General features: G+C 71.9%; 13 protein-coding genes and 1 tRNA gene. 11 read left to right on the forward strand and 3 right to left on the reverse strand.

Going from position 1 to position 11,241, the window contains the following annotated elements; translation table 11 throughout:
* On the reverse strand, positions 1-1,264 hold a 1,264-nt coding region (locus DW299_RS03050; RefSeq protein WP_240745300.1), incomplete at its 3' end, for a sugar ABC transporter ATP-binding protein.
* Between the two features lie 147 nt (positions 1,265-1,411).
* On the opposite strand from DW299_RS03050, the gene DW299_RS03055 reads away from it, so the two are divergent.
* A complete protein-coding gene (locus DW299_RS03055; RefSeq protein ID WP_136035599.1) occupies positions 1,412-2,416 on the forward strand; it encodes a LacI family DNA-binding transcriptional regulator in 1,005 nt (334 codons plus the stop codon).
* 17 nt (positions 2,417-2,433) lie between these two features.
* On the opposite strand, the gene DW299_RS03060 is transcribed toward DW299_RS03055, so the two are convergent.
* The gene (locus DW299_RS03060) at positions 2,434-3,138 is read right to left on the reverse strand and encodes a potassium channel family protein (protein WP_136028680.1); all 705 of its coding nucleotides are present in this window, start codon (positions 3,136-3,138) and stop codon (positions 2,434-2,436) included.
* A gap of 158 nt (positions 3,139-3,296) precedes the next feature.
* Here DW299_RS03060 and DW299_RS03065 point away from each other — a divergent pair.
* Positions 3,297-3,388: transfer RNA gene (locus DW299_RS03065), tRNA-Ser, on the forward strand.
* 94 nt (positions 3,389-3,482) lie between these two features.
* On the opposite strand, the gene DW299_RS03070 is transcribed toward DW299_RS03065, so the two are convergent.
* Positions 3,483-3,995: a hypothetical protein gene (locus tag DW299_RS03070; RefSeq protein ID WP_136035600.1), complete on the reverse strand. Its 513-nt coding sequence runs from the start codon at positions 3,993-3,995 to the stop codon at positions 3,483-3,485.
* 183 nt (positions 3,996-4,178) lie between these two features.
* Here DW299_RS03070 and DW299_RS03075 point away from each other — a divergent pair, with 183 nt between their 5' ends.
* The 9 genes from DW299_RS03075 to DW299_RS03115 all read left to right on the forward strand — a co-directional run bounded on the left by DW299_RS03075 (position 4,179) and on the right by DW299_RS03115 (position 11,074).
* A complete protein-coding gene (locus DW299_RS03075) occupies positions 4,179-5,042 on the forward strand; it encodes an AraC family transcriptional regulator (RefSeq protein WP_136035601.1) in 864 nt (287 codons plus the stop codon).
* A 96-nt stretch (positions 5,043-5,138) separates the two neighbouring features.
* On the forward strand, positions 5,139-5,774 hold the full coding sequence (locus DW299_RS03080) for a GyrI-like domain-containing protein (RefSeq protein ID WP_136035602.1): 636 nt from the start codon (positions 5,139-5,141) through the stop codon (positions 5,772-5,774).
* A gap of 67 nt (positions 5,775-5,841) precedes the next feature.
* Complete coding sequence (locus DW299_RS03085; protein ID WP_136035603.1) at positions 5,842-6,645, forward strand: DUF1206 domain-containing protein; 804 nt, start codon at positions 5,842-5,844, stop codon at positions 6,643-6,645.
* Positions 6,646-6,693: 48 nt separating this feature from the next.
* Positions 6,694-8,001, forward strand: a complete 1,308-nt coding sequence (locus DW299_RS03090) for an aminotransferase class V-fold PLP-dependent enzyme (RefSeq protein ID WP_136035604.1) — start codon at positions 6,694-6,696, stop codon at positions 7,999-8,001.
* Positions 7,998-8,432 carry a Fe-S cluster assembly sulfur transfer protein SufU gene (gene sufU, locus DW299_RS03095; protein ID WP_136028966.1) on the forward strand — a complete coding sequence of 145 codons (435 nt, stop codon included), beginning with the start codon at positions 7,998-8,000 and terminating at the stop codon, positions 8,430-8,432. Before DW299_RS03090 ends, sufU begins: the two co-directional genes overlap by 4 nt.
* Positions 8,433-8,490: 58 nt before the next feature.
* On the forward strand, positions 8,491-9,132 hold the full coding sequence (locus DW299_RS03100; protein WP_136028968.1) for an NADPH-dependent F420 reductase: 642 nt from the start codon (positions 8,491-8,493) through the stop codon (positions 9,130-9,132).
* Positions 9,133-9,211: 79 nt separating this feature from the next.
* A complete protein-coding gene (locus DW299_RS03105) occupies positions 9,212-9,874 on the forward strand; it encodes a GntR family transcriptional regulator (RefSeq protein WP_136028970.1) in 663 nt (220 codons plus the stop codon).
* A 94-nt stretch (positions 9,875-9,968) separates the two neighbouring features.
* Positions 9,969-10,214: a hypothetical protein gene (locus tag DW299_RS03110; protein ID WP_136035605.1), complete on the forward strand. Its 246-nt coding sequence runs from the start codon at positions 9,969-9,971 to the stop codon at positions 10,212-10,214.
* An 8-nt stretch (positions 10,215-10,222) separates the two neighbouring features.
* Entirely contained in the window at positions 10,223-11,074 is an 852-nt protein-coding gene (locus DW299_RS03115; protein WP_240745301.1) for a hypothetical protein, read from the forward strand.
* Positions 11,075-11,241 lie beyond the last annotated feature (167 nt).

Raw genomic sequence — 11,241 nt, forward strand, 5'->3', positions numbered from 1 at the left:
CCCGGGGCTGCGTCGCGAGCCACTTGGCCAGGACGACCTTCTGCTGGTTGCCGCCGGAGAGGGTGGCGGCGACCGTGTCGAGCGCGTGCGTCTTCACCTCGAGGCGCGAGGCCCACTCACGGGCGGCCCGGTTCTCCATCGCGGTCGTCAGCAGGCCGAGCCGGGCCAGACGCCGGCGGATCGCGAGGGTGATGTTGCCGCCCACGCCGGACTCGATCACGAGGCCCTGCTTGCGACGGTCCTCGGGGACGAGCGCGAGTCCCGCCCGCATGGCGTCGACGGGGCGCCGCGGGGGGATGCGCCGGCCGGTCATGCGGACCGTGCCCTCGCGGTAGCCGTCCACGCCGAACACGGCCCGGGCGACCTCGCTGCGTCCCGCGCCGACGAGCCCGGCGAGTCCGACGATCTCGCCCGCGCGCACGGTGAAGGAGATGTCGTGGAAGAGCCCTGGGCTGGTGAGGCCCTCCACCTCGAGCAGCGGTTCGCCGATCGCGGCCTCCTGCTTGGGGAACAGCTCGGCGACCTCGCGGCCCACCATCTGGCGCACGAGCTCGTCGACCGTGGTGTCGGCTACGGCGGAGGTGGCGATGTACGCGCCGTCACGCATCACGGTGACGGTGTCGCAGAGGGCGAACACCTCGTCGAAGCGGTGCGAGATGAAGATGAGGCCGCGCCCCTCGTCGCGCAGGCTGCGCGCGATCGCGAACAGGCGCTCGACCTCCACGCCGGACAGGGCGGCGGTGGGCTCGTCCATGATGAGCAGTGCCGCGTCGAGGGAGACGGCCTTGGCGATCTCGATCACCTGCTGGTCGGCGATCGAGAGCCCCTCCGCGGGGCGGTCGGGGTCGATGGTGACGCCGAGGCGGGTGAAGAGCCGCTCGACCTCGTGCCGCATGGCCTTCCGGTCGATGCGGCCGAAGCGTCCGAGGGGCTGGCGGCCCATGAAGATGTTCTCGGTCACCGACAGGTCGGGGAAGAGCGTCGGCTCCTGGTAGATGACGGCGACACCGGCTGCCTTGGACTGGGCGGTGGAGGTGAAGTCCACGTCGGCCCCGTTCAGGCGGAACGTTCCGGCGTCGCGCTGGTAGAGGCCGGCGACGATCTTCACGAGCGTGGACTTCCCGGCACCGTTCTCGCCGACGAGCGCGTGGATGGAGCCGGGGTCGACCGTGATCGTGCCGGAGCGCAGGGCGATCACCGAGCCGAAGGCCTTCTGGACGCCGGCGAGCTCGAGCACGGGCGCCGTCGCGGGTGAGGACATCATTTCTCTCTCCATTGAGGGAATGAATCGTTTCAAACCCTGTCGGAGATGAGATTAGGCGATGTGTTGACTGCTGTCAAGACGGCATGAGAGTGTGAGTCCCGAGCGGAATGTGAGTCGTTTCACACGCCGGAGGACGGGAGGTCGCGGATGGCGGTCAGCGTGCGCGAGGTCGCGGAGGACGCGGGTGTCTCGGTCGGCACGGTGTCGAACGTCCTCAACCGGCCGGAGAAGGTGGCCGCCGAGACGGTGGCCAGGGTCCAGGCGTCGATCGATCGGCTCGGCTTCGTGCGCAACGACGCGGCCAGGCAGCTCCGTGCCGGACGCAGCCGCACCATCGGACTGGTCGTGCTCGACATCCGCAACCCCTTCTTCGCTGAGGTGATCCGCGGCGCCGAGGAGCGCGCCGATCAGCACGGGCTCTCGGTGCTGGTGGCCAACAGCGACGAGAAGCAGGAGCGCGAGGCCATGCACCTCGACCTGTTCGAGGAGCAGCGGGTGACGGGCGTGCTGGTGACGCCCGTGGCCGAGTCGCTGCCGCGCCTGGCACGCATGCACGAGCGCGGCACGCACGCGGTGCTCGTCGACCGGGAGTCGCAGGACGAGCGCTTCGCCTCGGTCGCCGTCGACGACGTGGAGGGCGGCCGCATCGCCATGGAGCATCTGCTCGCAGTCGGCCGTCGGCGGATCGCCTTCGTCGGGGGGCCCGTGTCGCTGCGGCAGGTGTCCGACCGGCTCAGCGGGGCACAGGCCGCGGCCGCCGACGCCGGGGTCGCCCTGGAGTTCCTCGCGACCGCCGCTCTCACGGTCGAGGAGGGGAGGCAGGCGGGGTCGCGGATCCTCGGCCGCGCCCCGGCGGATCGTCCGGATGCCGTGTTCGCGGCGAACGACCTCGTCGCGCTCGGCCTGCTGCAGAGCCTCGTGATGACCGGAGACGCCCGGGTGCCCGACGACATCGCGATCATCGGCTACGACGACATCGACTTCGCCGCGGCCGCCGTGATCCCGCTCAGCTCGGTGCGTCAGCCCGCCGCCCTGATCGGCTCCACCGCGGTCGATCTGCTGCTGCGGGGTCAGGGGGAGCGGGCGCCGGAGCCCGAGCACGTGCTGTTCCGCCCCGAGCTGGTGGCGCGGCGCTCCACGACCGGCGCGTGACCCCGCCGGCGATGCCGTCAGGCTGAGGCCGACGACCGGTGCTGGGCGCTCGCGCCGCGCATGATGCGGGCGACCGCCGTGATCAGGAACAGCTGCCCCGTGATGCCCTCGGCCACCGCGACGGCCTGCATGCCGGCGCCCCGGGGGATGAGGTTGCCGTAGCCGGTCGTGGTGAGGGCGGTGAAGGAGAAGAACAGCTGATCGCCGAGCGAGTCGGTCTCCGCTCCGATGAAGAGCGGTTGCGACAGGAACTGCGAGGCGAGGTTGTACGCGAAGGCGAAGAACATCCCCACCAGGATGTACGCCGTCACCGCGGCGAGCAGCGCCTCGATGTCGAGCCCGCGTCGCGTGACCTGATGCGCGATGATCGCCCACGGTGCGACGAGCAGTGCCACCATCGAGGCCGCAGACAGCCCGACCGCCAGGGCGGGACTGCCGGTGCCGAAGAAGGTCGCCAGCAGGGCCGCCGCGCCCGCGGTGGACAGCACGACCCACGTCACCCGCTGCACGAGCGCACGGGCGCCCGTCACGCGGAACACGATCGCGACCGTCGCGAGCATGACCAGGAACGCCCACGGGCTCGGGTCGGCGCTCGGCTGCGCGGCGCACAGGCCGTACGAGACGCCCAAGAGCAGCAGCACGATCGCGTAGCCGACCGCCCGGTAGCTCCAGGCGCTGTCCTCGGTGCCCAGGGAAGCGCCGACGTGCGGGTGCGGATTCATGGCGATCCTCTCCGTCGCGGTGGTGTGACTCCCGCGCGCGGCCAGTATCCCAGGCGGTCGCGCGCGAGTCGGGAGGCGCGGCCGTGGCCGCGGTTCGTCAGGGCGCGTCGAACCCGTTACACTGGTCGAGTGCATCCGCGCTCTCGGGCCGGATGCCTGGAGACGTCGCATAGTCCGGCCTAGTGCACCACCCTGCTAAGGTGGAGTCCCCTCACGGGGACCAGGGGTTCAAATCCCCTCGTCTCCGCCAGTTCTTCCCCCTCGAACCGCGATCACGGTACGGCGCTCGATCTCGAGCGATCGCTCAGCGCGAGTCGCCCGCGGTCCGCCCGTGCGGTCGCCGCTCAGTGGCGCGGGAACGGTGCCGAGGAGCGCAGGTGCGCGGCGCCGAGCGGGTCGCACACGGTGGACTCGTCGACCACGCCGAACCGGAGCAGGGCGGCGGGATCGGTCGAGGAGGGTGGCGTGCGATCGGGTCGCGCGGAGAGCAGCACGAAGTCCGCCGCGGTTCCCGTCAGGTGCAGCGACCCCGCCGGCAGGCAGTGCAGGGCGATGCGGATCGCGGTGAGGTCGCGGTCGACCGCAGCGTCCGTGATCGACCACGCCGTGAAGCGGTTGGCCGACGCGGAGCCCGTCCACTCCTGGCGCACCGCCCCGGTCACCCGCAGCAGGGCCGTCGTGCCGCGGAGCCGGGTCGACTGGCGCAGTTCCAGCAGCACCCCGACCACACCGGCCGGGATGTCGACGATCACGCGCGTGACCTGAGCGCCCACGAGAGCCAGGGCGTCGGCGAACGGATCCTCGGTGTCTGCGAGCGGCGGGAGGCCGGAGGGGACGCCGAAAAGGAGGTCTCTCACCTGCATGCCGACTCGCTCCCCGTGCTCCCCCAGAAACTCCGACGATACGGGATGCGTGTTCACAGTGCAGTCAAACGGGGTGTGAACGCTGCGGGGGAGCGGCGGCACACGACCGGAACGGACCAGAATGATCGGGTGCCGCACCCGGACGGACGGACACGCTGGTGGGGAAAGGAGGAACCCATGATCGGCACCCTCAACGCCCTGATCGGCCGCGTCGAAGCCGCGCCGGACGAGGAGCTCGACGTCGCGGCCGTCGCGCGTGCACACGGCACGACCGAGTACCACCTGCGGCGGATGTTCTCCGCCCTCGCGGGCATGCCCGTGTCGGAGTACGTGCGCCGTCGTCGGATGACGATCGCCGCCGCGGAACTGGTCGGCGGTGCGCCGAGCCTGCTCGACGTGGCCGTGCGGCACGGCTACGGCTCGGTCGAGGCGTTCGGCAGGGCGTTCCGCGCCGTGCACGGCATCGGTCCGGCCGAGGCGCGCCGTGACGGGGGTCCTCTCCGTACACAACCCACGCTCCGGTTCCGCCTGAGCGTCGAAGGGAGCACCCCGATGGACGTCACCATCACCCCCCGACCCGCCCTCCAGCTGGTCGGTCATGCCACGCAGGTCCCGCTGATCCACCGCGGCGAGAATCCGCACATCCAGCAGCACATCGCGGCCATCCCGTCCGAGGAGCACGCGCGGCTCAAGCGTCTGAACGACGCGGAGCCGTCGGGCATCCTCGCCGTGTCCGCCGACGTGGAGCCGGACGCGCCAGAGGGCACGCCGCTCACCTACCTCCACGGCGTCGCACTGGAGGAGACGACCCCGGTGCCGGAAGATCTCGATGTGCTGCGGCTCGACGCGGGCACCTGGGCCGTGTTCGCCGCCGACGGCCCGTTCCCGCAGACCCTGCAGGACCTGTGGGCGGCCACCGCGACCGAGTGGTTCCCGTCGAACCCGTGGCGACTGCGCCCCGGTCCGTCGATGGTGCGGTACCGCGAGTTCCGTGGGGACACGGCCTCGTGCGAGCTGTGGCTGCCCGTGGAAGCGGAGTGAGTCACCGGGGCGGGGCGGCCGAGTCGTCCCGCCCCGGTGTCGGAGGCCCCTGGCACACTGTGCCGCACCCAGCAGTCCCACCCGGAGAGGCAGACGATGGCGGCCATCGACCCCAAGAAGACCCTCGACTCCTACCGCGCACGGCGCGGAGAGTTCCGCGTGCTGGAGGTGCCGCCGCTGCAGTACCTCATGATCGACGGCGCGGGAGACCCCAACACGTCGCCCGTGTATGGGCAGGCGGTGGCGGCGCTGTTCCCCCTGGCGTACACGCTCAAGTTCGCGAGCCGCGAAGAGCTCGGCATCGACACCGTCGTGATGCCGCTCGAGGGGCTGTGGCACGCCGCCGACATGGAGTCGTTCACGTCGCGCCGGGACAAGTCGCAGTGGGAGTGGACGCTGCTTCTCCTGGTGGGCGACCACGTGACCCCCGACCTCTTCGCGCGGGCGGTCGACACGGTCGAGGCGAAGAGCGCGAAGAAGCGCGAGCCCCTGCCGGCCCTGCGCTCCGTGCGGCTGGAGACCCTGCACGAGGGGCTGTGCGTGCAGACGCTCCACGTCGGCCCCTTCGACGACGAGGCCCCGGTGCTCGATGAGCTGCACCACCGCTTCATCCCGGAGCACGGACTGCGCATGACCGGTCGGCACCACGAGGTGTACCTGAGCGACATCCGCCGCACGGACCCCGCGAAACTCCGTACGATCCTGCGGCAGCCGGTCGCGCGGGTCGAGTGAGTTCACCGCGGGCGCGGACGAAAGCAACCCCCTCTTCGGCTCGGATGCCGAGCGATACGCTTCCCCCATGAGCAGCGTGAAGCATGCGGCGCGCGCGGCGAAGGACTCGACCGCGTTCCGGAGGACCGCCCGTGTCGGCTTCGTCGTGCTGGGGCTCATCCACGTCGTGATCGGCGCGATCGCCCTCAGCATCGCGGTGGGCGGTTCGGGCGACGCCGACCAGGACGGGGCGATGGAGCGCATCCGCGACAACCCCATCGGCGGGTTGCTGCTGCTGTCGATCGCGGTGGGCCTCATCGCGCTCGCCGCCTGGCAGATCGCCAGCGCCTTCCTCGCCGCCGACCCCGCGGAGACGAAGAAGTGGGGCCGCCGTATCAAGCTCGCCGGGATCTCGGGCTCCTATCTCGTGGTCGCGGTCCTCGCGACCATCTACGCGGTGGGCGGTCGTGCTGAGTCGGAGGACGCGTCGCGCACGCTCAGCGAGATCGTGCTGTCGGCGCCCGGTGGCGTGGCGCTGCTGGTGATCCTCGGCTTGTCGGTGGTCGGCGTGGGCCTCGGCTTCATCGGCAGCGGCATCACGCGGTCGTTCGAGAAGCTGATCGAGCTGCCGACCGGCGCGGGGCGCGCGGGCATCGTGGTGCTCGGGGTGGCGGGCTACCTCGGCAAGGGCGTCGCGGTCGCCGTGACGGGGGTGCTTTTCGTGGTCGCCGCGGTCACCCAGGACCCGGAGAAGGCGGCGGGACTGGATGCGGCGCTGCACAGCCTGCTCGCGCTGCCGCTGGGCGGGCTGGTGCTCGGCGCGGTGGGGGTGGGGTTCGCCCTGTACGGCGTGTTCTGCATGGCCAGGGCCCGGCTCGCGCGCATGTCGTAGCCCCAGACCCCCGCGCCGGCCGCGTCGGGGAGATGGGAGACTGGAACGATGAGCGCTTCTCCCGGAGTCGACGTGATCGCACCGCTGACCGAGACCGAGGTGCAGCGGATCCGCGGGGACTTCCCGATCCTGCGCGCGCAGGTGAACGGCCATCCGCTGGTGTACCTCGACTCCGGCGCGACGTCGCAGCGACCGGACGCCGTGCTCGACGCCGAGCGCGACTACGCGACCACGATGAACGCCGCGGTGCACCGGGGTGCGCACACGCTGGCGGCCGAGGCGACCGAGCTGTTCGAGGATGCGCGGGCCGCCGTCGCCCGCTTCGTCGGTGCCGACGACGACGAGATCGTATGGACCTCGAACGCGACCGAGGCGATCAACCTCGTCGCCTACTCCCTCTCGAATGCCTCGCTCGGACGCGGCGGCACGGCCGCGGAGCGCCTGCGCCTCCGCGAGGGAGACGAGATCGTCACCACCGAGATGGAGCACCACGCCAACCTCATCCCGTGGCAGGAGCTCGCGGCGCGCACGGGCGCCACGCTGCGGGTGATCCCGCTCGACGACGACGGCGCCCTCCGGCTCGACGTGGCCGCCGAGCTCGTCACCGAGCGCACGAAACTGATCGCCTTCACGCACGTGTCCAACGTGCTCGGCGTGATCAACCCGGTCGACGAGCTGGTCGCGCTCGCCCGCGGGGTCGGTGCCCTGACGCTGCTCGACGCGTGCCAGTCCGCCCCGCACCTGCCGCTCGACGTGCGGGCGCTGGGCGTGGACTTCGCGGTGCTCTCCGGCCACAAGATGCTGGGGCCGACGGGCATCGGTGCGCTGTACGGCCGGCGCGAGGTGCTGGCCGCGATGCCCCCGTTCCTCACGGGCGGCTCGATGATCACGACCGTCACCACGACCGAGGCCGAGTACCTGCCGCCGCCGCAGCGCTTCGAGGCGGGCACGCAGCGGGTGTCGCAGGCGATCGCGCTCGCCGCGGCGGTCGGCTACCTGGACGAGGTGGGCATGTCGCGCATCGCCGCGCACGAGGCCGCCTTCGGCCGGCGCCTGGTGGACGGGCTCCGCGCGATCGACGGCGTGCGCGTGCTCGGAGCCGGCATCGATCTGCCGCGCGTGGGACTCGCGAGCTTCGACGTGGCGGGCATCCACGCGCACGACGTCGGACAGTTCCTCGACGACCTGGGCATCGCGGTGCGTGTCGGGCACCACTGCGCGCAGCCGCTGCACCGGCGGCTCGGGGTCACGTCGTCGACCAGGGCCAGCACGTACCTGTACACGACCGAGGCCGAGGTCGACGCCGTGATCGCGGGTGTCGCCGGGGCGATCGACTTCTTCCGGAGGGGCGCATGAGCGACCTGCAGAGCCTGTACCAGGAACTGATCCTCGACCACTCGCGCACGCCGCACGGCTACGGGCTGCGCGACGAGATCCCGGCGCAGTCGCACCAGCTCAACCCGACGTGCGGTGACGAGATCACCCTGCAGGTGCACCGGGGCGACGACGGGACGATCGATGCCATCGCGTGGGAGGGGCACGGCTGCGCGATCTCGCAGGCGTCCGCGTCGCTGCTGGCCGAGCTCGCCGAGGGGCTCAGCGTGCCGGAGCTCGAGGTGCGCATCGCGGCGTTCCGCGACGCCATGCGCTCGCGCGGCACGATCGCACCCGATGAGGAGCTGCTCGGCGACGCGGCCGCGCTCGGCGGGGTCTCGAAGTACGTCGCGCGCGTGAAGTGCGCGATGCTCGCGTGGGTGGCGACCGAGGACGCACTGACGCGCCTGTGAGCCGTCCCCGATGACCGATTCACGGGAATAGAGTCGCCCGCTCGGCGTTGGGCCGAACATGACTACTCTCGGAATCATCGGTGCAGGCAACATCGGCAGCCAGGTCGCGCGCGTCGCGGTGGCGAACGGCTACGACGTGGTGATCGCGAACTCGCGCGGCCCGGAGACGCTGGCCGACCTCGTCGCGGAGCTGGGGCCGAAGGCGCGGGCGGCGACCGCGGAGGAGGCGGCGGCGGCCGCCGACGTGGCGGTGGTGACCGTGCCGCTGCACGCGATCGACCAGCTGCCGACCGAGCAGCTGGCGGGCAAGATCGTGCTCGACACCAACAACTACTACTTCGAGCGTGACGGTCACATCGAGGCTCTCGACCGGGGCGAGACGACCACGTCCGAGCTGCTGCAGCAGCAGCTGCCGACCTCGAAGATCGCCAAGGCGTTCAACCACATCTACGCGAGCGACATCACGACCGGCGGCACCCCGGCCGGCACCCCGGACCGTCGCGCGCTGGCGACCGCGGGTGACGACGCCGAGGCGGTGGCGTTCGTCACCCGGTTCTACGACCAGGCGGGCTTCGACACCGTGAACATCGGCCCGCTGAGCGAGTCGTGGCGGGTCGAGCGCGACCGTCCCGCGTACGTCACGCGCCAGAACGCCGAGGAGCTGACGGCGAACCTGGCGAAGGCGAACCGCCTGCCCTGAGTCGCCGCGGGCGAGCCCGTCCACCCCGGCTGGGATACCAAAAGTTGAGGAACCCCGGCCGGGGTGGGACAATGCCCGGATGGCGGGGGCTATGGGGGCGGGCGGCGAGCTCGAGTCGGTCAGGGTCACGAGGATCCTGCGCGACGACATCGTGCTGGGCCGGCGACCCCCCGGCGCCCGGCTCGTGGAACGCGACATCGCGGCCGAGCTGCACGTCTCGCGGCTTCCCGTCCGCGAGGCCATCCGTACCCTGGTCGCGGAGGGCGTCGTGACCGCTCGACCGCGTTCGTGGGCGGTGGTGCGGGAGTTCACGCACGACGACATCCGCGCGTTCGCCGAGGTGCGAGAGGCCATCGAGACCCTCATCTTCGTGTTCGCGGCGGAGCGTCACGACGAGGTCGGCCTCGCCCGGCTGCGTCACACGTATGAGCGGGAGGCGGCGGCGGCCCGAGACGGTGACGCGGAGACCGCGCGCCGCACGGCTGCCGAGTTCCACGAGGTCGCGGTGGACCTGGCCGGGAACGAGATGCTCGGCGAGCTCATCGCGGTGTTCCTCACCCGGCTGCGCTGGCTGTTCGGGCAGCACGACGACCTGGTCGCGATGGCCGAGGAGCACCGGGTGATCCTGGAAGCCGTCGCCGCGCGCGACGTCGAACGGCTGCGCACGCTTCTGCCCGCGCACCTGGCCAGCGGGCAGGCGGCCGCCGAGCGGCGGCTGTTCCGCGCCGACGTCGCACTCTGATCCGTCGCGCGACCGGCCCACGAAGCGCGGGACCGCGGCTGTATATTGGTGCGGTCGGAACCGGTCCGGTCACTGTCGCTGTCTGGGGAGCGGGATGCGCCGTCTTGCTGTCGTCATCGGGGGCCTGCTGCTGCTGGGCGGTGCCGCGCTCGTGGTCGTCGCCGATCAGGAGCGCGCCGCCTCCGTCGCCGCGGTGAAGGCGGAGATCGCGCGCGTGGAGGATGCGCTGGAGGCGTCGCGCGGAGACAACCTGGAGCTGGCCGCGCAGCTCACGGCCCTGCGCGACCAGATCGCGGAGCAGGATGCGAAGATCGCCGACACCACGGGGTTCCTGAAGTGATCCGGCGCGTGCTCGCGGTCACCCTGTCTGCCGCCGTGCTGCTCGCCGTCGGCGTGCTCGCCCGCGCCGACGCACTGGAGCACGAGCGGCTCGACGCGATCGCCGAACTGCGCGCCCTCACCGGGCAGTACCGCGATGCCACCCAGCGCACCGACTATCTGGCCGCCTCGATCGAAGGCGCCGAGCAGACGACGTCCGATCGGGCAGCGGTGCTGGAGGTGCGCCCGGCGTTCCTCACCGAGCTCGCGGCGCTGAACACCGCCCTGCAGGGCGCCGACGGCAAGGTCGACACGGCCACGCATCGCGCTTCGGCGCTGTCGGTGCAGCAGACCGTGCTCGCCGAAGACGACGACCCCGCCACGGTGGTCGCGGCCACGGCCACGATCCATGCGATCACGGCCAAGATCGGCACCGAGGTCGCGTCGTGGCAGGCGTCGCAGAACCCGGGCCCGGGCGGCCCCGCCTGGAGCACGAGCGGGCCGGACGGCTACGCGCGCGTGCGCGCCGCCCTCGACCGCGTGGGCGGTGGCGGCGTGGGGCTGTACGAGTCGTCGTCGTGCGCCGGCGGCAACGCCCCCGCGTGCGCGAACAGCAACGGGTACATCAAGTACCGCGCCGACATCGCGGGCTGGAGCACCGGCCGCCTGAACTGGGCGATGGCGCACGAGCTGGCGCACATCTACCAGTTCCGCGTGTGGGGCGCCCTCACCTCGTCGGGCTCCTACGGGGCGCTGTTCGGCAACGACCCGGAGTTCCTCGCCAACTGCATGGCCGTGGTGCGCGGCTTCCCCGGATCGGTGGGCTGCAACGGCGAGCAGCAGGCCTGGGCGTCGGGCATCTGGGTGGGCGCGGTGCGCTGAGGCTCCGCTCAGTCGACCGGGGTCCTGGTGTCGATCGCGGCACGCAGCGGCCGGCGCAGGGCCCGCCAGTAGGCGGTCGGGGCGAGCCGCACGAGCGCGTCGATCAGTCGTGCCTCCCGTCCGACCATCGTGCGGGCGGCCCGGCGCTCGGTGGCGCGGACGATGGT

This window comes from Microbacterium sp. K35 (assembly GCF_004794375.1).
Classification (GTDB): Bacteria; Actinomycetota; Actinomycetes; order Actinomycetales; family Microbacteriaceae; genus Microbacterium; species Microbacterium sufflavum.

Coding starts and splice junctions, on each gene's coding strand:
- DW299_RS03055 (WP_136035599.1), top strand. CDS start 1,412: ATGGCGGTCAGCGTGCGCGAGGTCGCGGAGGACGCGGGTGTCTCGGTC.
- DW299_RS03110 (WP_136035605.1), top strand. CDS start 9,969: ATGCGCCGTCTTGCTGTCGTCATCGGGGGCCTGCTGCTGCTGGGCGGT.
- sufU (WP_136028966.1), top strand. CDS start 7,998: ATGAGCGACCTGCAGAGCCTGTACCAGGAACTGATCCTCGACCACTCG.
- DW299_RS03080 (WP_136035602.1), top strand. CDS start 5,139: ATGGCGGCCATCGACCCCAAGAAGACCCTCGACTCCTACCGCGCACGG.
- DW299_RS03075 (WP_136035601.1), top strand. CDS start 4,179: ATGATCGGCACCCTCAACGCCCTGATCGGCCGCGTCGAAGCCGCGCCG.
- DW299_RS03090 (WP_136035604.1), top strand. CDS start 6,694: ATGAGCGCTTCTCCCGGAGTCGACGTGATCGCACCGCTGACCGAGACC.
- DW299_RS03100 (WP_136028968.1), top strand. CDS start 8,491: ATGACTACTCTCGGAATCATCGGTGCAGGCAACATCGGCAGCCAGGTC.
- DW299_RS03085 (WP_136035603.1), top strand. CDS start 5,842: ATGAGCAGCGTGAAGCATGCGGCGCGCGCGGCGAAGGACTCGACCGCG.
- DW299_RS03060 (WP_136028680.1), bottom strand. CDS start 3,138: ATGAATCCGCACCCGCACGTCGGCGCTTCCCTGGGCACCGAGGACAGC.
- DW299_RS03105 (WP_136028970.1), top strand. CDS start 9,212: ATGGCGGGGGCTATGGGGGCGGGCGGCGAGCTCGAGTCGGTCAGGGTC.